At 50.9% G+C, this 23,763-nt stretch carries 17 protein-coding genes; 3 read left to right on the forward strand and 14 right to left on the reverse strand.

Translation table 11 applies throughout. The features are described from left to right. Window positions 1-333: 333 nt before the first annotated feature. Both CBE68_RS06680 and CBE68_RS06685 read right to left on the reverse strand, forming a co-directional pair. Window positions 334-3,435: an FG-GAP-like repeat-containing protein gene (locus CBE68_RS06680; RefSeq protein ID WP_087505287.1), complete on the reverse strand. Its 3,102-nt coding sequence runs from the start codon at window positions 3,433-3,435 to the stop codon at window positions 334-336. Between the two features lie 178 nt (window positions 3,436-3,613). Next, window positions 3,614-4,978 (reverse strand): amidohydrolase family protein, encoded by a 1,365-nt coding sequence (locus CBE68_RS06685; protein WP_087505288.1) that lies wholly within the window; start codon window positions 4,976-4,978, stop codon window positions 3,614-3,616. A 410-nt stretch (window positions 4,979-5,388) separates the two neighbouring features. Between CBE68_RS06685 and CBE68_RS06690 the strand changes: the two genes are divergently transcribed. Both CBE68_RS06690 and CBE68_RS06695 read left to right on the forward strand, forming a co-directional pair. Beyond that, complete coding sequence (locus CBE68_RS06690; RefSeq protein WP_087505289.1) at window positions 5,389-7,911, forward strand: TonB-dependent siderophore receptor; 2,523 nt, start codon at window positions 5,389-5,391, stop codon at window positions 7,909-7,911. Window positions 7,912-8,003: 92 nt separating this feature from the next. Further along, window positions 8,004-9,413: a uracil-xanthine permease family protein gene (locus tag CBE68_RS06695; RefSeq protein WP_158100516.1), complete on the forward strand. Its 1,410-nt coding sequence runs from the start codon at window positions 8,004-8,006 to the stop codon at window positions 9,411-9,413. 11 nt (window positions 9,414-9,424) lie between these two features. On the opposite strand, the gene CBE68_RS06700 is transcribed toward CBE68_RS06695, so the two are convergent. Then, on the reverse strand, window positions 9,425-9,934 hold the full coding sequence (locus CBE68_RS06700; RefSeq protein ID WP_229744669.1) for a DUF2165 family protein: 510 nt from the start codon (window positions 9,932-9,934) through the stop codon (window positions 9,425-9,427). A gap of 386 nt (window positions 9,935-10,320) precedes the next feature. On the opposite strand from CBE68_RS06700, the gene CBE68_RS06705 reads away from it, so the two are divergent. Beyond that, complete coding sequence (locus tag CBE68_RS06705) at window positions 10,321-11,376, forward strand: isopenicillin N synthase family dioxygenase (protein WP_229744668.1); 1,056 nt, start codon at window positions 10,321-10,323, stop codon at window positions 11,374-11,376. Between the two features lie 41 nt (window positions 11,377-11,417). On the opposite strand, the gene CBE68_RS06710 is transcribed toward CBE68_RS06705, so the two are convergent. The 11 genes from CBE68_RS06710 to CBE68_RS06760 form a co-directional block, all read right to left on the reverse strand. Next, entirely contained in the window at window positions 11,418-13,397 is a 1,980-nt protein-coding gene (locus tag CBE68_RS06710; protein WP_229744667.1) for a bifunctional 2',3'-cyclic-nucleotide 2'-phosphodiesterase/3'-nucleotidase, read from the reverse strand. Window position 13,398: 1 nt separating this feature from the next. Then, entirely contained in the window at window positions 13,399-14,691 is a 1,293-nt protein-coding gene (locus tag CBE68_RS06715) for an allantoate amidohydrolase (RefSeq protein ID WP_087505292.1), read from the reverse strand. Then, window positions 14,691-15,944 carry a pyridoxal-phosphate-dependent aminotransferase family protein gene (locus tag CBE68_RS06720; protein ID WP_087505293.1) on the reverse strand — a complete coding sequence of 418 codons (1,254 nt, stop codon included), beginning with the start codon at window positions 15,942-15,944 and terminating at the stop codon, window positions 14,691-14,693. The genes CBE68_RS06715 and CBE68_RS06720 overlap by 1 nt, the downstream gene beginning before the upstream one ends. Window position 15,945: 1 nt before the next feature. After that, window positions 15,946-16,782: a sulfite exporter TauE/SafE family protein gene (locus CBE68_RS06725; protein WP_087505294.1), complete on the reverse strand. Its 837-nt coding sequence runs from the start codon at window positions 16,780-16,782 to the stop codon at window positions 15,946-15,948. Further along, the gene (locus CBE68_RS06730) at window positions 16,782-18,371 is read right to left on the reverse strand and encodes a gamma-glutamyltransferase family protein (RefSeq protein WP_087505295.1); all 1,590 of its coding nucleotides are present in this window, start codon (window positions 18,369-18,371) and stop codon (window positions 16,782-16,784) included. Before CBE68_RS06730 ends, CBE68_RS06725 begins: the two co-directional genes overlap by 1 nt. Further along, the gene (locus tag CBE68_RS06735) at window positions 18,361-19,575 is read right to left on the reverse strand and encodes an amidase (protein ID WP_087505296.1); all 1,215 of its coding nucleotides are present in this window, start codon (window positions 19,573-19,575) and stop codon (window positions 18,361-18,363) included. Before CBE68_RS06735 ends, CBE68_RS06730 begins: the two co-directional genes overlap by 11 nt. Window positions 19,576-19,577: 2 nt before the next feature. Continuing rightward, window positions 19,578-20,705, reverse strand: a complete 1,128-nt coding sequence (locus CBE68_RS06740) for a purine nucleoside permease (RefSeq protein ID WP_087505297.1) — start codon at window positions 20,703-20,705, stop codon at window positions 19,578-19,580. An 83-nt stretch (window positions 20,706-20,788) separates the two neighbouring features. Then, a complete protein-coding gene (locus CBE68_RS06745; protein WP_229744666.1) occupies window positions 20,789-22,075 on the reverse strand; it encodes a tetratricopeptide repeat protein in 1,287 nt (428 codons plus the stop codon). A 47-nt stretch (window positions 22,076-22,122) separates the two neighbouring features. Further along, window positions 22,123-22,755 carry an energy transducer TonB gene (locus tag CBE68_RS06750; RefSeq protein ID WP_087505298.1) on the reverse strand — a complete coding sequence of 211 codons (633 nt, stop codon included), beginning with the start codon at window positions 22,753-22,755 and terminating at the stop codon, window positions 22,123-22,125. Continuing rightward, window positions 22,756-23,163 carry an ExbD/TolR family protein gene (locus CBE68_RS06755; RefSeq protein ID WP_087505299.1) on the reverse strand — a complete coding sequence of 136 codons (408 nt, stop codon included), beginning with the start codon at window positions 23,161-23,163 and terminating at the stop codon, window positions 22,756-22,758. A gap of 78 nt (window positions 23,164-23,241) precedes the next feature. After that, a complete protein-coding gene (locus CBE68_RS06760; protein ID WP_087505300.1) occupies window positions 23,242-23,757 on the reverse strand; it encodes a MotA/TolQ/ExbB proton channel family protein in 516 nt (171 codons plus the stop codon). Window positions 23,758-23,763 lie beyond the last annotated feature (6 nt).

Genomic DNA, 23,763 nt, shown 5'->3' on the forward strand with positions numbered 1-23,763 from the left:
GCTTTGTTGTCTATGTTCGATGCCGTTTTACGGCTATGTTTATGTTGTTGCAATCCAGGTTGAAAATAGGCTGATTTAACAATGTATTGTGACCATATATTGTTTCGCCAACGGTATTCAACTACAAGTATTATTGGTTGATCTTGAGCGCAAATATGATCCAGTCAGCACCATATCAGGACATTTACACTGCCGGCCGGCGGTTTGAGCTGCTGTTCTCTGCCTCTGACAGCATAAATTGACCCAAGGTTGTCCATATAGTCGTAGCAAATGAACGATAAAAAGCCCGCTATCGGTGATTCGATAGCGGGCTTTGTCGCATTAACCGGCTTGTTAATCTGGTTTTGCTATCACTTGCACATTGTCGATTGCCGCATCGACCATTTGGCCATCGCTGTTGGCAAAGGTCACTCGGAGTTGATAGAAGTGGCCTGCTGGTAACTGATCACTTGGCGTTAAATCATCAAGCGCAAAGTCCATTGACGATTGACCGGCTGTTGTTTTTAGTACCGACGCATCGGTTTTAACCACATCTTTTGCCGGGATCCACTTGTACTTGAAGTGGCGTAACCAAAAGCGCATGCCGCCTTCATCTGAAGCAATCACTGTGTTGCCGCTGCCAGCGTGATAATCAACATCAACACGGATGTTGTCGCCAACAGTGAGTACTTTAAGAGCATCGGCATTTTTAATGGTGACGTACGGCTCTATGTACGGCTCGACATTTATCGTAAGCGTTTGCGCCAGATCGGCATTTGCTTGCGGGGTAACGTTAATGGTTGCTTGGCCGCTGGCGATGGCGTTGATCACTCCTTGTTGGTCGACCGTGGCGATCTCTGGGTTGCTGGAGCGCCAAATCAAGTGACTGTCGTCGGCGTCTTCTGGCTCCAGATTAGCTTCAATTTGGATTTGATCGCCAACGACTAAGTTGGATGTTGGGGAACTGATGACCAATGCTTGCAACGGATTTGGATACCATTGCTCGATGCTCAAGGTGAGACTGGCTGACAATTGATTGGCGGCGCTGGTGGCCGTGATGGTTGCCTGTTCATTTGCCTGACCAACGGCGGTGACGCGGCCATGTTGATCGACGGCTAACACCGACTCATTACTCGAGTGCCAAGATAGGCTTGGATCGGCATTGGCTGGCAACATGGTGATGGCCAGCGCTTTGCTAACGCCTTGGCGAATGCTGTCGTTAGCCTCGCTAAATTGCAGCGATTGCGGATCTAGTCTATTGGTGTCAAACACTTGGTTGACTGCTTTGTCGGTTAACTCTGCGGTTTCACCATTGCGCCAGCGCACGGTAATGCGCGATATATTTTCAGCATCGCCGAGGCCAAAGTGAACGATGTTGAGCAAACTCTGCGAGAACACGGAGCCGGCCGAACCAACACGTTTGCGGTATGTGGCGTGATCTGTTTCTACAACCACTTCAGCAGAGATGGCATCGACATTTGCTTGGGGTGAATAGCCCACTCGAACTAAGGCATAGTTGCCAGCAAGTTCAGTGTTGTTTTGATAGAGATACCATTCTCCATTTTCGCTGCCACTGAGTAGGTCAACTCGGCCATCAAGATCAAAGTCGAAAGCTTGGCCCATATCACCGTTACCTGGGCCACCAACATCAGCGGCGCCATGCATGGTGACTGTATCGAACCCGCCTTGGCCATTATTAAGCAGTAAGTAGTCAGAAATACGATGACTGATCAGTCCCCAACGATACACCAACAAGTCTTGATGGCTGTCGTTGTTAAAGTCACCTGCAGTCACGCCAAGTGAGTTGCCAACGGGCATGACACCCCATTGTTCAGTGACATCAACAAATTTATCGCCGTCATTGCGGAGCAAGTAATCAGCTTCATTGCGGTTTTGTAATTCAAACTGAGGTTGAAATTCAGTGACTCCGGAGAGGCTGAATTTGAAACCCCAGAATTTCATTTCATCACGCACTAATGCCGCGCGCCATTTACCGTTACCTAAGTAACCGAAATAGACGCCATCTTCGGAGATGTCATCTGGCCAGCCGGTAGCTGTTGCTGGATCGATCGACATATCTCCGCCAGAGGGCAGGGCTGTGCGCAATTTGTCGCGGCCAACAAAAATTGGGTACTCGCGGTCGCGATACATCCCAAGAGGCAAGAAGTAGTAATTGCCAAACTCAATTGAACCGTTGGCAGTAAAATCAAATTGGTCAACGCCTTTAAAGCCGCGGGTCTTGTATGACATCACCTGATTGATGGGATCAAAATCGGCCCATGGCTTTTCGCCTCGACCATTTTCAAACTCTTTGCCACGCGCCAAGTAAAGATCTAAATCGCCATCATTGTCGATGTCGATATCGACAATGCCAGAAATCTGCCCTTTATTGGCCAGTTCGCTGGGCACACGATGGGAGACATTGGTAAAGGTAAAATCGCCGTTGCCTTGCCATAGTTCAAGTGGTCCGTACATCACTAGATCGTCAATGTGGTCGCCGTTGAAGTCAGTGATAAGCACCCGAGACTGATGAATGTCTTGAATGCCTTCGACCGACTTGAATCGAAAATTGCTGTTACCGATGTTTTCGTAAAAGAAGTGCTGAGGTTTGCTTTGCGCCAGACTTGTTTCGTTGATGAGCAGCAGATCTAAGTCGCCATCTAAATCCATGTCCAACCATTTAGCCCCGCGCCCGCGACCACCACGGTCAATGCCGACGTCGCCGGTAGTTAACACCAGAGTGCCATCTTTATTGGTATAGAAGTTGGTTTTTGAGGGGTTAGTACCATTGCCGCCACCTTGGGTTACGATCAGATCGAGGTCACCATCATTGTCGTAATCGCCAGCCGCGGTACCGTGAAGATCATGCATAAACCAACGGGCTAAATCATAGTCGTGACGAGTGACGGTACCATCGCCATTGTTCCAATACAGCTTGCTACTCTCAGCATTATGGTTGTTGACGATAAAGTCATAGTCACCGTCATTGTCCATATCAGCAATGGTGGGCCCGCCATATTTAATCGAAGTGACCTTATCAATGCCTGCTTGCTCGGATATGTCAGAAAACTTGGGCAGCACAACGCCATCGGCCGGCTCCAAGCTGAGCTGAGTGATGGTCAGATCGGCGTTGTTGCTGCGGACTTCCAACTTGGCTAAACCATTACTTTCAAATGCGACTAGGGCGCTGATCGTTTGCTGGCCTTGCTTAGGGATATCCAAGTTATCGATGAGCAAACGATCACCGTGATACAAGCTGATATTGGCGTAATCGGCAGGGTTGTCGAGTTCGATAATGACTCGTTTGGTCAACTCCCCAGCGATTGGGTAGTCAAACAATGTGGGCTGAGCAGGTGTGACCTTAGCGGCGACGGTTGGCGATTCAGCGTCAATACAACCACTGATGAGCGCCGAAGAAGCAAAAGTGAGCGTTACTAGTTTAAGTAAGTTATTCATTTTATTTGATTAACCATGGAATGCGACAACAACAACGAAGATAAAAGCGAAACCCCCGAACCGAATCAGGGCTTTGTAGTTTACAGATTTAAAAAGTTGTTTATTGTTAACAATGTTTGATTTTGGTCGATGATTTCCGTGCGGAAGTTGTTTGGGAAGGCGGTAAATGGTTGATCAATTAAGCTAAGTGTTGTGTTGCTTGTCTGACACTCTCAGTTAGCGATTGCATATCCAAGTTGGGTATTTCACCGTCTTTTACCACCACATTGCCCTGACACATCACCATAGCGGGTGTCGCTTGGCCGCTAATAATCGGGCCGTAGATCGGTTCATGGAGACCTAAGTGGGCGACATGATCGAGTCGATACATGGTTAAGTCGGCAGCCATCCCAGGTTTGAGTTGTCCAACTTGGTCCAGTCCCAACACCTTCGCTCCCCCGGCACTGCCCCAGCGAACCACTTGTTCGACTGTGATGTGATCGGGGCGCCGAGTCGCGGCGCGCTGTATTAACCACGCTAATCTCAACTCAGCCAACATGCTGGCTTGTTCATTTGATGCCGCTCCGTCAACACCAACGGATATGTTTGCTCCGGCTTGCTGCATTTGCCAAATGGGCGCAATGCCGCTGCCAAGTCGGCCATTGGAAGCAGGGCAGTGGGCAATTCCTGTTTGAGTCGCGCCAAGTAATTCGAATTCCTGCTCAGTGACGTGAACCATGTGAGCAAACCAAACATCATCACCGAGCCAACCATGTTGGTTAACAAACTCAACCGGTAAACAACCATGGGTTTGTTGGCAAAATTCAACATAGTTTTCTGTTTCCGATAAGTGCGAGTGCATTCGCAGACCCAAACCGCGAGCAAAATCAGCAAGCGACTTCAATTCGTTCGGTGTCATTGAAAAAGTCGGCGTATTGGGCGCGACAACAATGCGGCGCATCGCATCGCCACTGCTTTGATGATACAGCTGGGTTAAGCGCTTAATGTCGTTTTGGTACTGAACCATGGTTTCCGGTTGAGTCCGGCTTGGGTAGTCGCGATTGACTTGTTGCTGCAGTTGGCCCCCGCGGCAGAGTACCAGTCGCATGCCTAACTGCTCTGCTTCATCGAATAAGAGATCGGCCATTACCGGATCAAGCGCACGGTGATAGATATAGTGATGATCAGCGCAGGTCGTGGTGCCGCTGAGTAGTAATTCAGCAAGCCCAAGGCGAACGCCAGCCCGCAGCGTTTGCTCAGTTACTCGATCAACGCGCGGAAACGTCACCTGATTAAGCCAGCCAAACAAGCGCTCATTGATACCAACGGCGAGCCCTTTGAGTACCGACTGAAACAAATGGTGGTGGGTGTTTACCCACCCCGGATAGATCACCAGGCCAGAGGCATCAATATGTTGATCGCCGGGTTGTGGCAACACGCTTGCGCCAACGGACTCAATGTGGCCGTTAACAATGCGCATGCCATAACCAGCAGGCGAGGTTGCAGCTGAGTTGCCACTGCCGTCAATTAGATACTGAATGTTGTCTATAAAGATAGCTTGCACGCCGAGTTACTCCGATGTTCGATAAATACTTCCTTTACTGATTGCTTGAGCAAAATGCGGGCCGAACAACTCCTTTGCCGGAATGTTGGTTTTGTACTGGCTCATTAAAAGCTGTCTAAGCGGACAGCTTGTTTGGTTTTGTGAGTGTTCAGAGCAGGCCTCTGTCGTCTTTGCTTAGCAAGGAGTGGTTCATTTGCCCTTTAAAAAGGCCCAGCTATTGGGGGGACGCACCAAATGTTAACAAAAGGTGACAACAAAAATTATTTTCATTTAATAAATTGACCGGTTGAACAGGTTTGTTGTTGCGGTTTAGTGCGTGATTTAAAGTAAATCTGGTTGTTCGTTCGATTTTTAGGCACAGGACTTGCTCAACCCGCTTTGGAGAGTTTTATAAAACTAGGGGACTGCGAATGAATAACTATCCAAAGAATCAGTTAGCTACGGCGATTAAGTCGGCTTTATTTGGCCTTGCGTTGCTGCCTGTGGCGTCGTTGGCGCAAGACAAAGAAGATGTCGCACAGCTTGATGATTATGTTGTTGAAGACGTCAATGATGATTTTTCGGTGCTACCAACAGAACCTTCCGAAGGGGCATTTGGTTTTAGCAAGCCGCTGTTGGAAACGCCTCGTTCGGTTTCAGAGGTCACTGCTGAGCTAGCTAAAAACTATGGTTTGCGCAGTGTTGATGACTTGGTGCGAATGACCCCAGGTGCATTCACCAGTTCATTCTTTGGTATTCAAGGGGCAATGGATTTGCGTGGCGAACCGGCAGATAACTTCTTCCGTGGTTTCCGCCGTATTGAGAACCCCGGTGCCTTTAAGACCAATATTCGTGGTGCCAGCAAGCTGGAAATTCTTCGCGGTCCAGTATCACCGCTTTATGGCACCGGTAGTGTTGGCGGCCAGTTAAACTACATTCCTAAATCAGCCAAAAGTGATACCGCCAAGTACATTGAAAGCGCTACAGGGCGGGTTGATGTCACCGTTGGTAGTTACGATCAGAAAATCATCTCGGCCGAAGGTGGCATGCCATTTTCTCTGGCTGGTCGTCAGGGCGGCATCTATGCCTTTGCTGAGTATGAGAAGTCGGACTCGTTCTATGACATCTATTCGCCAACCAGCAAGATGGTCCAGGTTGCTGTTGATTATGACGTATCCGATAGCACGGTGATGGAATTCGGTTTCCAGTGGCAAAGTTCGGATCACATTCAGGTTCCGGGTTGGAACCGGGTTACCCAGGACTTGATCGACCACGGTATTTATATCACCGGTGCGCCACCAGTGCGTAACAGCGATAATCCGATTGGCGCTGACCGGTTGTTACCGCAGGAATCTGGATTCATTCTCGATGGTGTCACTAACGGTGCGCCGAACGCATCATTTTCTAGTGTCAATACTTGGTGTATTCCCGGCGATGGCGCCGAGTTTAGCTACAACGGTATGCCGCTGACCTGTTTTGGTCCTGCCTATGCGCTGCAAGAAGATACGGTTGGTACGGCCAAGATTGACCATGAGACTATCTTCATCGATACCATTGACTATGCCGACTCCGATGTACTGACCCTGTATCTCGATTTCATCACTGAATTTGACAATGGCATGACCTGGAAGAACCAATTTTTCATGGACTATATGGATCATGAGAAGTTTCAGAGTTGGGGCTTTACCGCCGATTATCCTGATGCCAAGGTCTATGAATTGCGTTCTAGCTTAACCTTTGAATATGAGTTGGGTGGCGCAAGTACTGAAAATATTGTTGGCTTCAGCGTCCGCAAAGATGATTTGGATTTGAATCACGCTTGGTACGATGAAACCTTTGATACCCGTGATTTGACTGTAGGGCCGACACCTGATGACCGCTTCGATTGGGCTGTCTCTGATCCATATCTTGAAGATGGTACCTTGCGTCGTAACTTCAACGAAGAGCAAGTCTCGGAAAACATCAACAGTGGTGTGTTCTTCTTATCGGATATCACCATGGGGCAGTTTAGCTTGTTGGTTGGTGCCCGTTATGACTACTACGACATCGAGGCGTATGAAGAAGCTCGTGACCTGCTCGGCGCTCTGATTGTTGATGCCGACGGCGATAACAAAGCCGATGTCAAATCCGATACGGACAGCACCGTCAGCTATAACATCAGTTTGTCTTACAACTCTGATTTTGGCCTAGTCCCTTACGTGACCTATGCCGAGTCCAATTCACTCAGTACCAACCAGTTAGGCGGTGTGATTGCTGCAACCGTTGATAATGGCGAATGGCTGCAGGAGTCCGAGTTGTTTGAAGCGGGCCTCAAGTATTCTGGTTTTGATGGTCGTTTGTATACTGCCGTGGCGTACTTCGATCAGGAAAAAACCTATCGTGATGGCCAAACCGCCGCGCTAGTGGCTGTCTACTCGGATGGTGTGGAGTTTGAAGCGCGTGCAGTAGTCACCGACAACTGGTCGGTGACGGCCACCGCAACCCATATTGACACAACCGAAGTGAGTGATGGTGCATTAGCAGTGCTTAACGGTGCTGACTTTGCGATCCAAAACGGCATGGAGCCTTGGGAAGTCTACGGCGGCCGTTTTGCCGGTTCGCGCTCAACATTCCTTGGTACTGGTGCTGAAGTGGATCGTGGCGGCTTACCGGATAATACTGCTAGTCTTTACGCCAACTATGTTCAAGAGCTTGGCGATGGCCGGGTGACTGGTAGTCTCGGTTTTAGTTGGGTCGATAGTACCTACACTGACATTTTCAAAACGGTTGAATTGCCAAGTTACTCGGTATGGACATCATCGGTTGGCTACATCACCGATAGCTATGAGTTACTGCTAAGCGTCAACAACCTGCTCGATGAGGACTACTACACCTCGGCGGACTTGTTTGACTCTGTGGTAGTGAAACCTTCAGAAGGGCGAACCTTCTCCGCAACCTTTGGCTATAAATTCTAGCCACAGTAAATCAGAGCCGGTTATTCGTAACCGGCTCTTTTTTTGCTTGTCGTTAGCATGACGACAATAACAATAACGAAATGGAGAAGGTGATGTTTCGTTTTCTAACCCCATCAGAGGGCAAAGGAACAGGGCAAGCGACTGGCTCTCGAATTATCTATGGTTTGGATGATAATCCTCCCTGGCCGCGAAAATCGCTGGCGGCGCTGCAACACCTGTTAGCGATCTTCGTTAGCATCATTACCGCACCGCTAATTATTGCCAAAGGCATGGGGCTGTCTGCCGCTGAGACCAGCTACATGATTAGCTGCTCGCTGGTGGTGTCGGGCATTGCGACCTTGATTCAGGTTCGACCGATTGGGCCCATAGGCTCGGGACTGTTAGCGATTCAAGGCACCAGTTTTTCATTTATCGGGCCGTTGATCTTTGCGTCATCAGAGCTGCGCGGTACGGTGTCAAATGCCGAGTTGCTTGGCATTATTTTCGGGTCTGCTGGCGCCGGTGCCATCGTTGTCATGATCCTGAGTCAGTTTCTGCAGTCACTGCGACGCGTGATCACATCGACCGTTGCTGGCACTGCGGTGATATTACTGGGCATCACCTTGGTGATGAAAACCGGCCAAAACTTAGAACGCGCCTACCATCAGAGTAACAACAGTGGTGAATCAGGCGCCTTGCAAGTGGCTTTAGCTGTTGCAGTGATTGTTCTGATCAGCTGGTTTGCTACCCGCAAGAGTCCTTGGCTGCGCCTTAGTTCAATCAGCCTAGGACTAGGTCTTTGCTACTTGGTGGCATTAGCGCTTGGACTGGTCGATTTTTCAATCTTCAGCCAGCTACCGGACTATTTCTATCCGCAGCCGTTGCAGTTTCCGATTGGTTTTGACTGGGCCATTTTCTTTACTTTACTGCCAATTTATTTAGTCACGGCAACTGAGTCGGTCGGCGACTTAACCGCCACCTCAAGTTTGTCAGGGCAGCCGATCCGAGGGCCTTACTACTGGCGCCGGATCAAGAATGGCGTACTCGGAGATGGCTTTAATTCTTTGTTAGCGTCGGTATTTAATACCTTTCCCAACACAACCTTCAGTCAAAACAATGGGGTGATTCAACTGACCGGCGTGGCGAGTCGCCATATTGGTAAAGTCATCGCTGGGCTGTTGATTGTGATGGGGTGCTTTCCTGTATTTGGTGGCTTGTTCCAAACCATGCCGGCTGGCTTGCTATATGGCGCCACTGGCTTGATGTTTGGCCTGGTGGGTTTATCCGGTATTCGGATTATCCGCGGATCGCCATTTCCTACCCGCTCTTGGCAAATTGTTGCACTGGCCACTGTTAGCGGTTTTGCCTTTAGTTTAGTGCCATCGGCTGTGCCGGGGCTGCCACAAACGCTGGTGATGTTGTTGGGCTTTCCGGTTGCTGGCGGCACCTTAGTGGCGGCAATTCTGGAGCTGGTTATTCCGATTGACGAATCAAAACGCGTCGAACCGGCGACATTGAGCTAACTAAACTGGCATCAGCGTGTTAGCTCAGGCTCGCGCTGATGCAAAAACAGCAAGCAGCCGAATAACACCATGATGAAGCGAAATGCCGGTTGCTGACCATTCCAAATCTGCGATTGCCACATTAGAAACCACTCGGCTCCGACCGTCATAAAGCCGCTAAACCACAATAAGATTCCCAGTACTAAGCCCATAGTGGCCAGTCCCTTGGCAGCACAAAATTGAGCCTCGCTGCCATCGATCTGGCGCCACAAAGCAACCGCGCCTAGCAAACACAACAGCCCTACTGTGGCTTCGACACTAATGATTACACCATAGGCGAGATGATGAACAACTGGATTATGGATGGCGCGGCTAGTCAGCTGGTTACCATCGAAGGTGGTATCCATCGTCAGTACATGTTGGACAAAGGCAAAGTTTGAGCCGTAATCAACGATATTGTTGTAGGCCACTAACCAAGCGAAAGCAGATACTGCTGCGACGAGGCAGATTTTACTGAGTCTGATCAATTGCGAGGTTCGCACTGTAACACTCCTAACTCGATGACATCGACAAATACTGTTGTCATCGACAATGCAAATCAGAAGCCAGCTAAATAGCGGCATAAATGATGTATTGTTGACCCAAAAGACAACATTTTAAGCGCTATTTCAGTGCGCTTGCGTCATTACACATCAGTGGTATCGGCTGCTGTGGTAGCTGGCCCTAAACAACATCAGGTGATAGCAGCGATAACAAATGAGCATAGATTTTGCGTGTGATTAAAAGCCGTTAGGCACACATTAGATTGGGGTAGAAGCAGTCAGGCGATCGTTACGGCGTCGGGTCATTGCTCCGTTTGCAAGATCAGGAAATGGATCTTTCAAAACGAATACCAATAGCAACCTTATTGGTATTAGCGGAGAGAGCTATGACATCAAATAAAATGACATCAAATAAAATGACAACCAACAGCACGATAACCGACAACTCCAAGGCTGCAGCGCCAATGCAAGAGCTGCAATTGGAATCAACGCTTGGTGCGATGGGAGAAGAAAACCAGCAGCGCAGCATTCCGGTCATTGACCTGTCGGATTTTAGCCAGCGCAAAGCTGAGATCACTGAGCAGCTTTGGCTTGCTGCGACAGACTGTGGATTTTTTCAGCTCACTAACCACGGCATTGATGTAACTCGAATAGAACAAGCTTTTAGCGACGCAGAGGGCTTTTTCGCCTTGGCGCCGGAAATAAAACAACAAATGCCGTTGCGGCCAGGAACCAACGCCGGCTGGGAATCGATGGCGCAAGTCCGGCCATCGACGGGAACTGCCGATCAGAAAGAGTCCTACCAAATCACCCGGCCGAGAATGACTAACTTGTGGCCAAGCCAATCATTACCCTCATTTGAGGCTGATATGTTGGCCTTTGAGGCAAGCTGTTGGCGTCTCGGTATACAGGTGCTGTCGTGCTTTGCCGATAAGTTGGGTTTTGATGCTGATTTCTTTGCCAATGCCCACCAACCTGACCAGCAAAGCTATCAATCAACCCTGCGACTGCTGCACTACTACGCCACCCAAGGTGATGTGGCCGTTGATGAAAACAATTGGCGAGCTGGTGCTCATACTGATTTTGATTGCCTGACCTTGTTGTTTCAGCGCACCGGTCAGCATGGTTTACAGGTTTGTCCGGGTAAGGAGGCGGCCTCGAATCAGTGGACGCCAGTGGTTCCTCAGACCGGCATGGTCACTTGCAACATTGGCGATATGTTGATGCGCTGGAGTGATGATCAGTTGAAATCAACATTGCACCGGGTGCGAATGCCAAAAGCAGGGGAATATCAGGGGCCACGTTATTCCATCGCATTTTTCTGTCAGGCCAATCAGGACGTGGTGATTCAAGGACCTGGTCACAAGTATCCGGCCATTAGTGCCGCCGACTATCTGCAACAGCGCATTGAGGCCAATTTTGCTGGCAACAGCAACGCCTAGTAGCGAAAGATAGAGCGGGCGGCGTGAGCTGCCCGCTGGGGCTAGGGATTAATCCGTAACATGAATTGGGCCTGTTGCTGCTGACCGTCCTGCGCTGGTGGTTGGTAAGGCAACAGATTCGCCGGTGCTAGTTGGTGGGCGATGGGGGCGGTTTGGAATAGCACGGTGGCATCACCAAGGTTATCGCTGAACTGCCAATTTTGATCGATGGTCGGATCAAAATCGGCAGAAGCTAGGTATTGGGCAACGACGGCGCGATTTTTATCCGGCGCATGGATCACTGTTTTCGAGCCGTCCATATTGGGAAATTGGCCGCCACCGCCTGCTCGATAGTTGTTGGTGACCACTAAAAACGATTGAGTTAAGTCGAGTGGTTGACCGTTAAAACGAACATTGCGAATCCGTTGTGCTTCGGGGTTGAGCAATGCGCCCTCGGGATCAAAACGGCTGGGTTGGGTCAAATCAATTTGATACTCGATGCCGTCAATGACATCAAAGTTATAACTTGGAAAAGCTCGGTTTATGAGCTCTTGCGGCGTTTTAACCGCTGGATCGATTTGATTGAACTGACCCGCTGAACGCTCCAGCCATTGCACGACTTGTGCGCCAGTTAATTGCACGACTTTGAGGTCATTAGGGTAGACATACAAGTCCTTTAGATGGATCAGGGCAATATCGCCAGCGGCAATATCGGTGTAATAATCCGGTCCCGCACGGCCGCCACTTTTAAACGGCGCAGCGGCGGATAGTATCGGCAATTCATGATATTCAGTGCCACGAACCGCTTTGCGGGCATACCAACGTTGCGCATTATTGACCAACTGAACCGAAGGATCATCGGCTGCAAGGGCAAAGTAACTGTGTATCCGCACGGGTGTCTGGCCAACTTTCTGGCGCATGTAGTTGAGTGTTGCTTGGTGCTCCGGCATCACCAACGCATTGATGCTCGGATCGGCTTCAACCAATGGTTTGAATTGACCATCCACTCGAGTCGCGATGGCGCGAACGCTGGTCTTTGCCGCTGTTCGCTGCCAGCGGCCATCTTGCTCTGTGAGGGTTAAATCGACCAGTCCCAAATGACTACCCCAAAAACCGGGCATCACTGCAGGAATGCCAAACACTGTGCCCATCTCGCTATCAACGCCTTGATAGGATGCGATTTCTGGATCGCCAGGAAAGACTCGATGAGAGTGACCAAATAAAATGGCATCGATGCCATCCACTTGTGCTAAGTGATAACTGGCATTTTCATCCATACCACGGCGCGGGGTGTCATAGAGGCCGCTATGGGGAATAGCAATCACCAGATCGGCGCCTTTTGCTTTCATTTCGGGTACCAGCAAACGGGCAGTGTCGACGATATCTTTGGCAATGACGTTACCCTTTAAATGGTCCATGTCCCAAAAGGTGATTTGCGGCGGGGTAAAGCCGATGTAACCGATGTTGATTGGGTATTGCTTGCCGTCATTTGCGCTCAGTTCGGTTGCAACAATCACATAAGGTTGAATGTAGTGCTGGTCGTTTGATGGATCATCGTCGCCATCATCAATGTAGACATTGGCTGAGACGTAGGGGAAGTTGGCGCCGCGCAAGCTCTGCTGCAAAAACGGTAGGCCAAAATTAAACTCGTGGTTGCCCAAATTAGCCGCGTCATAGCCCAGCTTGTTCATGATTCGAAATGCTGGATGGACGCTATGTGCTGGCAAACCGTGCTCGTAGGCAACGTAATCACCCAGTGGCGCACCTTGGATCAGATCGCCATTGTCGACCAATACCGAATTGGTTACTTCTGCCCGAGCTTGCTGTATCAGGGTAGCCACTCGCGAGAAGCCAATACTGACGCTTTGTTCATCACGATAGTAGTCGTAGTCGACCAAGTGCATATGAATGTCTGTGGTGGCCAAAATACGCAACTGGATTTGACGATCAGCCTTGTCTTGCGCAAAGGCCGCATTGACCAATCCTGCGGCAACAAAAACAACCATGGTGATGAGCCGAAATGTGATTGGCTGCCGTTCCATATTAACTCTCCAAATGTGCTGCAGGCACTGCTTGGCCTAGCGTTACAATGGTCGCTTGCAATGCCACGAGGGCTGCTGCAACATCAGCGTGAGTCACCGATTCAGCAGGATGGTGACTGATGCCGCCTTTGCAACGAACAAAGTACATGGCAATGTCGGTAATGTCGGCTAACGCCATGGCATCATGGCCGGCTCCACTCATTAATTCTAAAGTCGGCTGATGCAGTGATGCCATCGTTTGGCGTTGCAAGTCGATGAGCCAAGGCGCGCATTTGACCGCTGGCGCTTGATGGATTTGGCGCCACTGGTTAGTTAGTTGGCGTTGTTCACATAGGGTCGATATGCGCTGTTGCAGCTTTGTCACCGCGGCATCACGAACACCGTCATCGACACTGCGAATGTCCAATGAAAAGGTGACATTGCCGGGAATAACATTAACAGCGCCAGGCCCACATTCAATCTGGCCGACGGTGGCGACGACACCAAATTCTTTTGCCGTATGCTCGATCAGCAAAATGGCTTCACTGGCTCCGAGTAGGGCATCTTGGCGCATGGTCATTGGCACTGTACCGGCGTGTCCGGCGTGACCTTGGATATTGATTTGAAACCGGCGCGCACCGGCGATGGCGGAAACGATGCCCACCGCCAAATCTTGTTGTTCTAATACCGGCCCTTGCTCAATATGAACTTCCAAATAGGCCAGTAGCTGCTCAGCATCATAAGCGGCTTGGCCAACGTCTGTTGGACTGAGGCCAAAGTGCTCAAATGCTTGATTGAGTTTGATGCCGTCACTGTCTTGTAACTGCCACCACGCTGGTTGCCAAGTGCCTGCAACCGCTCGACTGCCAAGCAAAGTTGCACCAAATCGAATGCCTTCTTCATCGCCAAAGCCGATGACATCAATGTGAAATGGCAGTTTGGTGTTTGAACGCGCCAGTTGGCCAATGATGGCGATCGGCAGTAGCACGCCAAGAATGCCATCATAGCGGCCAGCATTAGGGATAGTGTCGAGATGAGAGCCGATGATGAGTGTTTTCGCTTGCGGATCATCACTGGCGTAGCGACCAATCAGGTTACCGGCGGCATCGATATGGGTTTGCATCGATGCTTGCCGCATCCAGATTGCCACTTGTTTGTTGCAGGCTTGGTGCTCTGGGGTCAGATAAAACCGATGAATACCGTCAGGCATAGCGCTCAGGGTAGCGAGCTGATCGCACCAGTCCATCACTTGAGCGGCAAGTGGTTCGAGGTTGCTTGCGGGACTAGATTCGGAACTCAATTGGGTCAACGTCATTAGCTCTCTCCCTGATACACCTCTAGGGCAGCGGCTGCGCCAGCACCGGCGGAGAGCCCATGGCCATGCTTGAGCAACACTGCTTCCAATGCCACTAGAGTTTGCATTACGGCATCTTTACGAGCGTTATAGCCCATGGTGCCAATACGCCATATTTTGCCGTGCAAAGGGCCAAATGAGGTGCCAATTTCAACGCCAAAGTCATGCAGCATGGAATGGCGCACGGCTTCACCTTCAATACCCGGCGGAATATACACACCGACCACGTTGGTCATCTTATGACGCTGATCGCCGAATAGTTTTAAGTTCAGGGCAGCAACGCCCGCTGCCATGGCATTACCATGTAACTGGTGGCGAGCAATGGCGTTGTCGATCCCTTCGGCAAGCAGAATTCGCGCGCACTCACGTGCACCATAGAGCATAGTGGTCGCTTCAGTGTGGTGATTGAGGCGCTCTTCACCCCAGTAATCCATGATCATGCCAAGGTCAAAATAGTTGGAGCGGATGCGCTGACCAGAGCCATCAACATGGTGAGACGCTCGGATGCCCGCCTCGATATGCTTGCGTTTATTGATCACTGCAACGGCTTGCTCACTCAGCGTTACCGGCGCGCTACCTGATGGCCCGCATAGGCACTTTTGTAGGCCCACAGACACCGCGTCGAGCTGCCATTCATCGGTTTTAAATGGATTGCCGCCAATCGATGCGGTGGCATCGGAATACAACAACACGCCGTGGCGTTGGCAAATTGCTCCCAGTTCTTCGAGCGGTTGCAACATGGTGGTCGACGTATCGCCCTGAACCACAGCTAATACCTTAGGTTGAACCTGCTTGATTGCTTGTTCGATTTGCTCGGGGCTAAACACTTGGCCCCATTCTGTTTCAATACGATGAACTTCGGCACCGCAGCGTTCGGCAATCTCACACAGCAGATGACCGAAGCGGCCAAAGATTGGCACCAGTACTTTTTCGCCTGGCTCTAACAACGACACCAGCACCGCTTCAATGCCGGCTCTTGAGGTGCCATCGACTAACAAGGTCCATTGGTTGTTGGTTTGAAACACACCACGATACAGCGCCATGGTGTCATTCATGCACTCGGTCATGGCGGGATCATATTGGCCGACGAGTTGCGCCGACATTGCCCGCAGTACACGAGGATCGACGGTTATTGGTCCAGGCCCCATCAACAAACGTGGCGGTGGCGAAAAGGGTTGCAGCAAATGCTCTGCCACTGCAAACGGATCAGACATATTAAGCTCCAAGCACTTGTATCAGCATGCGACCGCCGCTGACACATAAAAATACAGCAAACAATTTCTTCAGAACGACCGCATCGAGCTTACTGCCAAGCCAAGCACCAACAGGAGCAAGCAATACGGTTAAGGGAATAATGGCTATGGCACCCGGCAAATTGACTAACCCCAACATACCGGCGGGGGCGTCACTGGGCGTTTGCGCCAACAGCATAGTGATTGCTCCTGGTAAGCTAATCAGTAAGCCAAACACCGCAGCGGTGCCGACGGCTCGATGCGAGGGATAGTTGCAGGAGGTTAGGGTGGGTACTCCCAACGTTCCACCGCCAATACCGATCATTACGGAAAAAAAGCCAATTGAACCAGCCATCACGCCCTGACCGGCAGGTGCTGGTAGTTGTTGTGCCAGTGGCGGTGATTTGGCCCGAAACAGCATGTTCAGAGCAACCAAAATAGCAATCACACCAAATACGCCACTGACCATTACACCGTCAATCAGCAGCGCCGTTTGGCTGCCGCCAATGACGCCAATAATCATCCATGGTGCCCACCGTTTGACCAACGCCCAATCAACATTGCCGCGTTTGTGATGAGCGCGAATCGACGACAGGCTGGTGGGAATGATCACCAGCAACGAGGTCGCCGTTGCGACCAGCATCGCGCTAGCTTGCGGTACGCCGGTAGATTGCAACACAAAGTAGAACACCGGTACGATGACAATGCCGCCACCGACGCCGAGCAAACCGGCTAATACGCCAGCAACCACACCCGTTGCGATCATGGCAGCAGCAAGAGGTAACCAATCAGTGATCAGTTGCGATAGATTGGCCTCCATTAATTCGCTCCCATACTGCTAGCGGTTAGTCCTGCGCCGTCACTGCGGGGATCCGATGCTGCTTCAAGTTCGCCATCGGGGTGACGGACAATGGCACCTGCATGGCCCATTAATTCATTGCAATCTGGCACTGGTCGAATTTCATGACCCACTTGGGTCAGCTTGGCTGCTTGCTGATCGTAAAGGCTTTGTTCCATTTTCAGGTCATGATCGGTATCGCCCCAAGTACGGCCCAGTAGCCAGCGAGGTTCGGCAATGGCGTCAGCGATGGCGAAGTCGTCATACAAATAGCGACTAAGCAGTGTTGCTTGAGTTTGTGGTTGGCCTTCACCGCCCATGGTGCCGTAGCTTATCCGTCGGCCATCAAGGAGTTCTGCCATTGCCGGGTTGAGGGTATGAAATGGCTTAAGTTTTGGTCCAAGGGCATTGACGTCATTGCTATCGAGGCTAAAGCTGGCGCCGCGATTATTCCACACCAAGCCTGTGCCAGGGATCACTACGCCAGAGCCAAATTCCCAGTAGACACTTTGAATAAAGCTCACCATGGTGCCGTTGGCATCAGTACAGCCCATCCATACCGTATCACCCGGCTCTGCGACGTGGGGCCATGGCATGGCGAGTTGGTCGATATCAGCGGCCAATCGATCAATGTGTGTTTTGCTCAATAGCTCAGGCCATCCATCACTAACACGGCTCGGATCAGTCACTTCCGCATCACGCACCAGAAAAGCCCGTTTAGTGGCTTCTAACAAACCATGAATGCGTTTGCTGGTGTTCCACTCTGGATCATAAATAGCATCGTAAATGGCCAAAATAAGTAATGACGCCAAACCTTGGGAAGGAGCGGGCAGATTATACAAAGTGCCATGACGGATGGTCGTTGCTAAGGGCGTCACCTCTTTAGCACGATAGTCTGCCAGATCTTGATATCGGATCGGGCTGCCTTGTTGTTCTAGGGCGCCAGCAATATGTGCGGCGAGTTCACCGCGGTAGAAAGTATCGGTGCCGTCGGCCGCGATTTTCTCGAGTGTTTCGGCTAGTGCTGAATTAGTGAATTGTTGGCCGCTAATCAAAGGCTGTTTAAGTGGCATAAACAGCTTTTTGTAATCCAGCTGAGCGGCCATGTCGGATTCCACTTTGCGACTTGCTGCGGCCAAACTATCGGTCACTCGGATACCGTCGCGAGCGAGCTTAGCTGCTGGTGCCAGTAGCTCTTTAAGCGGTTTTACCGGGTCGCTTTCGGCGATGATTTGTCGCGCTAGCCGCCAGCCATCAAGAGTACCGCCAATGGTTAGTGCAGCTGGGCCACCGCGCCCAGGAATCGAGCTGTAATTACGTTTTTGGTACCAGTCAATGGTAGCCAGCTTGGCACTGCAGCCGCTGGCATCAATGGCACGCGGCTGTTCTCCAGGCTTTTGGATCAACCAAAAGCCATCCCCAGCGAGGCTGTTCATGTGGGGGTATAGCACGGAGATGGCAGCTGCCGCTGCCACCATGGCGTCGACGGCATTACCACCGTCCTTGAGTACTTGCAGGCCGATCTCGGCTGCGCCGCTGTGGGGCGCGGTAAAGGCAATGTCATGGGCCATACTTGCCTCCTTCGTTATTGTTGTTGGTTTGAGTAATCGGGAATAAATCTTTGACCAGTGCTAATAGCGCCAGATCCATGCCGCTTCTGGCGATCAGAGATAGCCCGGCGGGTGCTCCTTCAAGTGTTAGCACTGGTAGCTGTATTTGTGGCAATCCGGCTAAGCCAGCAATAGCGGTTAGCCCCATTAGTTGATTGCGATAGCGCGCTAGTTGTTCGTCACTGGCATCCAGGCGTGGCGCAGCACCTGGCGTTGTCGGAAGAACTAATACATCGCTGTGATGAAACCAATCGTGAATGACAGTGGTGTAGGCCCGCAATCGTGTTTCGGCCTGTTGCTGTTGATCCTCGGTGAGACCGGCTGCCCATTGAAAACGGGCTTCAATATCGGCACCAAATTTTGGCTTAGTGGCGGTCACCCAAGCTCCATGGGTACGCCATATGTCTCGGCCTTGCAATACTCGAAAGCACTCACTGGCGCCAGTCAACCAATCGCCCTCCAGCAACAGATGCTGATTGGCTTTCAGTTGCGGCAAGGAATCAAGCGCTTGTTGATGCTCCGAGCGCCAAAGTGTTTGGCCGTCAATGTAGGGCTCAAGCACTGCGACTCGAACTGGATTGCTATCGTAATGATGGGCGTTAGGTAAAAGTACTTGGCCAACTTGATACATGGTTGCCGCATCGCGGCATAACCAACCGACGGTATCGAAGCGGGGCGCTAGCGGCACCATATGGTCGGCACTGACTAAGCCCTGACTGGTGCGAATGCCGAACAATCCGTTATAACTGGCCGGTACTCGAATCGAGCCGCCGGTATCCGTTCCCAAGCCAATGTCGATGTCGCCTGCCGCTGTTGCTACTGCAGAACCAGAGCTTGAGCCACCGGGTAATCGATCGTTGGCAGCTGGATTTAATGGCGTGCCAAAGTGATGATTTTGGCCGTTAAGGCTATAGGCCAATTCATCTGTTTGAGTCTTGCCAATCAACACACTACCAGCTTCGATTAGCTCCTCGACAACACTCGATGTATGCGACGGCGTGGGGTGGCTGTTGGCCCAGTCCGGATTTCCCGCTGCAGTGGTGACGCCAGCAATATCGAATAAATCCTTTACCCCCAGCCGTAAACCGGCCAACGGTCCACTGGAATGCTCAATCGCTGCGGTGTTGAGCCAACAGAACACTGACTTGTCAGTTGCTGCGACCATGGTTATTGCGCTGCCTCTGGCATGGCCGTGGCATGTGGAATTTCATCAGCATAGGTGTTCCAGTCGGCGAGAATGGTTTCCATCACCTTGGTACCAACTAGATAAGCGGATTCTAATGAGGCATCCAAGCCAGCATAACCTTCATTTTCCATCAGTAGGTTGTCGACTGCAGTGACACCGGGTGGTGGCATGGTGTAGTTACTACCGGTGCGCAACACCATGACGCGATTTTTATCAACCTTACCAATGTTATGGAGAAAGCTAAGTGACATGAAAGTGCCGGTATCTTCCATTGCCGAAGTAACAAACTCACCATTACCATCACTCCAATAGTCAACCCAGTCATTGGCCCATTGGTTCAATAGTTCACCGTGCCAGAAAGTCATACCGGCAAGTTGATCGCCTTTAAGAACAAAAGGCTTTCGTTGCGCGTTTGGGTGATCGGTGTAAAGCGAACGGGTTGCTTCCAAACCATCAAAGTCAGGTAGTTCCATATCTTTGGTGAGTTGGTAGGCCCATTCGGTCAAGCCGCCGTTGACTTGGAACACTTCGCCTTTAGGAGTCGGCTTGTTGGGATCATTGGGCATTTTAGTGTGGCGCGCGAAATAACCAGTGTTCCATCCTTCGGGGATTTCTCGGGCATCGATTTCATGGGCGAGATCGCCATCGACCAAATAATCAGCCCATGCCGCCGAACCAATTGATGCATCAGCCGGATCGATGCCTGCAATACCAGCAACAAGCCAATACGCTTTCGATAAGTCAAACCGTGGATCTAATCCTAACGCCATGGCTGCACCTGCCGAATGAGAGGTGCCAATACCAGTGACCATACCAAGCACGCCGGTTTCTTCATTCATGAATAAATCATGATAGGAATGCTTGAACTCAAATCGAGTGTCGAGCTGCTGCCGCTCTTTCCATAATTGGAACTCGCCAGCCTGATCGCCGCTATCCTCGCCAATCTCAAACATGGTGACGACAACGAATTTGACTTCAATCGGCTGTGGTTGAGCGTCCTGAATTGGCGCTTCAGTGGTCGAGGGTTGCTGACCACAGGCGGTCAAAGCGGCGGCGGCAATTGCGCATAGGCTTAAACGCATCGGCGTTTTGCACGATAACATCTTCATATAATTGTTCTCTCAGCCAATCTGTTAGCCCAGTGCGGTATCTTGCCCGGGCAACTAAATTATTTTTTATTTGTATTTTACTGTTATGAGGCATCCGTTTCGGAGGCCCCTTGATTGCGCGTAATCCAGTTGTGTTGGCGCTGTAAGTCACCGGCATACTTGAGCCAACTTTTGGCTTGTCGTGCCGAATCTTTGAACGCCCGTGCTTTTCTGAATGCGTCCATTCCAGGGCCAAACTTTTTCTGTTCAGTTAAGGTGATGCCCAGCAACAACCAGGCTTTGCCCGGTTCATCGACCTTGTAATCCAATGCTCGGTTAAGCGCTGATTCGGCCTGCAGCCATTCGGCTTTTTCAATATGCAGATTGGCTATTTGCATAAATGGGTCACCCTTGTTGCTGGCTTTGGCGAGCAGTTCAAAAGCGGCGATTGCGGGCTCTTGCTCGCGCGCGGCGACCCAGGCGTTTGCTAGCAAGTCGAGGTAGTCCTCATCGGCAGGCAGTACCTCTTTGTCGATAGCACTTTCGAGCAAACGAGCGCCGTGTTCAGGAATGCCACGAGAAATTGCCAGTTGGATCATCGATTTGACTGAGGTTTCTTTACTCAATACTTGTTGTTTCCAAGCCAATTGTAATGTCGCCAAGGCCCGGCGCTCATTGCCCAGCACCACATAGACGCTGGCTAGCTGTTCCCAATAACTGGCTTTATCCGGCCAGTTGGCAATGGCATCGCTTAATGCTTTGGCGGCGGCTTGATATTGTTTGAGTTCGAAGTGGCTGGCGATCAATAGCTGATACCAGCTTTCTTTTACTTTCGGCGCCTTTGCGATCGCTTGCTCAACATACGGAATGGCATCTTTGTAGTTACCAGTTTGAGCAAAGATATTGGCCATAAAGATGTATTGATCTGGCGTTGGTTGTTCTAGCGTTTTGAACCAGTCAGCAGCAAAGGTTAACGCTTCATCGAATTTTTCTTGCGCGGCATAAAGCTGGGCGACCATGTAACCCACGTTGTACTTCACTTTCTCTGGCAGTTTCTCAAGTGCCAACGAACGGCGCAGGTAATCGACCGCTTCAGGGTAGTTATTGCGCGACATTTCGGTGTAACCGAGCATTTGCAATACCAGCGCTTCATCCAGTGAGTCGGCGGTGACTTCTGTATGTAACGCTAACAAGGCCTGATGGGCAGCATCGACTTGGTTATTGCCAATTTGCTCTTGGATCGCAGTGAGCTCTTTGTATGTACCGGGGCTAACCGAATTAGCGCCAGCCCAAGCTGGCGCCGCGGTTACCATGCCTGCTAACATCAATGGTGCAGCAAGTTGCCGGGTTGCTCGTTTGATCACGTGATGTAGTTGAGTTCGAACCATCATCCTGTTGTCCTAGTTTCGCTGATGAGCCCTGTCGCCAGGGCTATCAATTACTTTCCTAATTTAAATTCAATGGTTTGCCGTGCCCGTTGGGCAGTCGGTTTGCCATTGACAATTTTCGGCCTGAATTTCCACCGTTTCATGGCTCGAATGGCCGCTTTGGTAAAGAGTCGAGGTGGGTTTTCTTCCAACACTTCAACATCTGCTACCGTGCCATCAGGACGAATTGTCACCGCCATGGTGACGCTGCCTTCGAGCTTGGCCGACTTGGCTGCTTTTGGGTACGCTGGCGGTACTCGTACGATGGGAATGACGTCGGTGTCGAACCCAGCCATGCCATCGCCGGCTTGTAGTGAGCCGAGGAAAGCACCAGAGCCTTTGTTCATCGGCACGCCAATTTTCGGCATGTTCATGCTCAGATCAGCATTAACGTTACTGAACTGCTGGCTCATGTCCGGCGCATCGGGCGGAGTCTCCGGTGGCGGTGGTGGATCAGGTAAACGGCGGTCTTTGGTATTGACATCATCGTTGGCCGGATCAACCCGAACGAAGTTCAGGTAGGTATTGCTGCGATCGGGCTTTTCGAACAAACCATCGTTGGCGATCAGCAGCTGCATGCCGACAAAGACCACCAAACCAAAGACAGTGGCAGCAACCAGACTTGCTAGGTACTTAACCACCATCTATTTATCCTCCGAAGCCACCGATACCGAGGTTGCCCCGGCCAGTCGCGCCTGATCCATCACTTCAATCAGGGTGCTGGTATTGGAATCCTGATCGGCAACAATAATGACTGCGGCGCCAGGGTTTTCTGCCAGTGATTTTTCAACATTGGCGCGAATCGCTCGTTTGTCGATTTGGCGTTTGTCCATGAACACCTGATTGGCAGAAGTAATACCAATCTGGATGCTGTTGGACTCGGTCACCACGGCGGTATCGGCCTCGGGTCTGGTCACATCAACACCTGATTCTTTGACGAAGGTGGATGTCACAATGAAGAAGATCAGCATGATGAACACCACGTCCAACATCGGCGTTAAGTCAATTTGACTCTCTTCTTCCTGATTCATAAAAAATGCATTGTCGTTCATACTCTTTCACCTCTTGGTGAGCGCGGTGGCAAGCCACCGCTGGCGCCTAAACGCTGTGTTTGTTAGGTATTGGCTTAACTAGCTGTAAGTTGGCATGGCCGATGCCGCTTCGCGTTTCTCGCGGCGGTAACGACGGTCCAGTTCGGTTGCAAACGGAATAGCCAGTAGCGAAATCACCATGCCCGCCATCGTCGGTATGGTGGCTGCGCTAACCCCGTTGGCCATTGCTCGGGGGTTGCCCGAGCCCAAGAACGCCATCACTTCGAATACCTGAATCATGCCGGTCACTGTGCCGAGTAAGCCGAGCATGGGCAGCAGGGCAATTAGGCCGACAATCAACTTCAAGTTACGAACCATCAAGCAATCCAACTCCGAAAGCAGTTGTTTGCGATGCTGAACAGCAATCCATGACGACTTGTCATCCCGTTGTTGCCAGACGCTGAGGTTGCTACTCAGGCGTGGTCGATACTCCTTGAGGAAAAACCAGTAACGCTCGAAGATCAAAAACCACAGCCAGATGGTCACCGCTAGAATGGCCCACAGCACCTTGCCGCCGGTGTTAAGGAAGTCGAATAAATATGCGTTGATATCCATCCCGGC

This window comes from Neiella marina (assembly GCF_002165625.1).
Classification (GTDB): domain Bacteria; phylum Pseudomonadota; class Gammaproteobacteria; order Enterobacterales; family Neiellaceae; genus Neiella; species Neiella marina.

Bases quoted from the DNA above. Each gene is read 5' to 3' on its own strand.
- CBE68_RS06680 (WP_087505287.1), bottom strand. From the start codon at position 3,435: ATGAATAACTTACTTAAACTAGTAACGCTCACTTTTGCTTCTTCGGCG.
- CBE68_RS06690 (WP_087505289.1), top strand. From the start codon at position 5,389: ATGAATAACTATCCAAAGAATCAGTTAGCTACGGCGATTAAGTCGGCT.
- CBE68_RS06695 (WP_158100516.1), top strand. From the start codon at position 8,004: ATGTTTCGTTTTCTAACCCCATCAGAGGGCAAAGGAACAGGGCAAGCG.
- CBE68_RS06705 (WP_229744668.1), top strand. From the start codon at position 10,321: ATGACATCAAATAAAATGACATCAAATAAAATGACAACCAACAGCACG.
- CBE68_RS06710 (WP_229744667.1), bottom strand. From the start codon at position 13,397: ATGGAACGGCAGCCAATCACATTTCGGCTCATCACCATGGTTGTTTTT.
- CBE68_RS06715 (WP_087505292.1), bottom strand. From the start codon at position 14,691: ATGACGTTGACCCAATTGAGTTCCGAATCTAGTCCCGCAAGCAACCTC.
- CBE68_RS06720 (WP_087505293.1), bottom strand. From the start codon at position 15,944: ATGTCTGATCCGTTTGCAGTGGCAGAGCATTTGCTGCAACCCTTTTCG.
- CBE68_RS06725 (WP_087505294.1), bottom strand. From the start codon at position 16,782: ATGGAGGCCAATCTATCGCAACTGATCACTGATTGGTTACCTCTTGCT.
- CBE68_RS06730 (WP_087505295.1), bottom strand. From the start codon at position 18,371: ATGGCCCATGACATTGCCTTTACCGCGCCCCACAGCGGCGCAGCCGAG.
- CBE68_RS06735 (WP_087505296.1), bottom strand. From the start codon at position 19,575: ATGGTCGCAGCAACTGACAAGTCAGTGTTCTGTTGGCTCAACACCGCA.
- CBE68_RS06740 (WP_087505297.1), bottom strand. From the start codon at position 20,705: ATGAAGATGTTATCGTGCAAAACGCCGATGCGTTTAAGCCTATGCGCA.
- CBE68_RS06745 (WP_229744666.1), bottom strand. From the start codon at position 22,075: ATGATGGTTCGAACTCAACTACATCACGTGATCAAACGAGCAACCCGG.
- CBE68_RS06750 (WP_087505298.1), bottom strand. From the start codon at position 22,755: ATGGTGGTTAAGTACCTAGCAAGTCTGGTTGCTGCCACTGTCTTTGGT.
- CBE68_RS06755 (WP_087505299.1), bottom strand. From the start codon at position 23,163: ATGAACGACAATGCATTTTTTATGAATCAGGAAGAAGAGAGTCAAATT.
- CBE68_RS06760 (WP_087505300.1), bottom strand. From the start codon at position 23,757: ATGGATATCAACGCATATTTATTCGACTTCCTTAACACCGGCGGCAAG.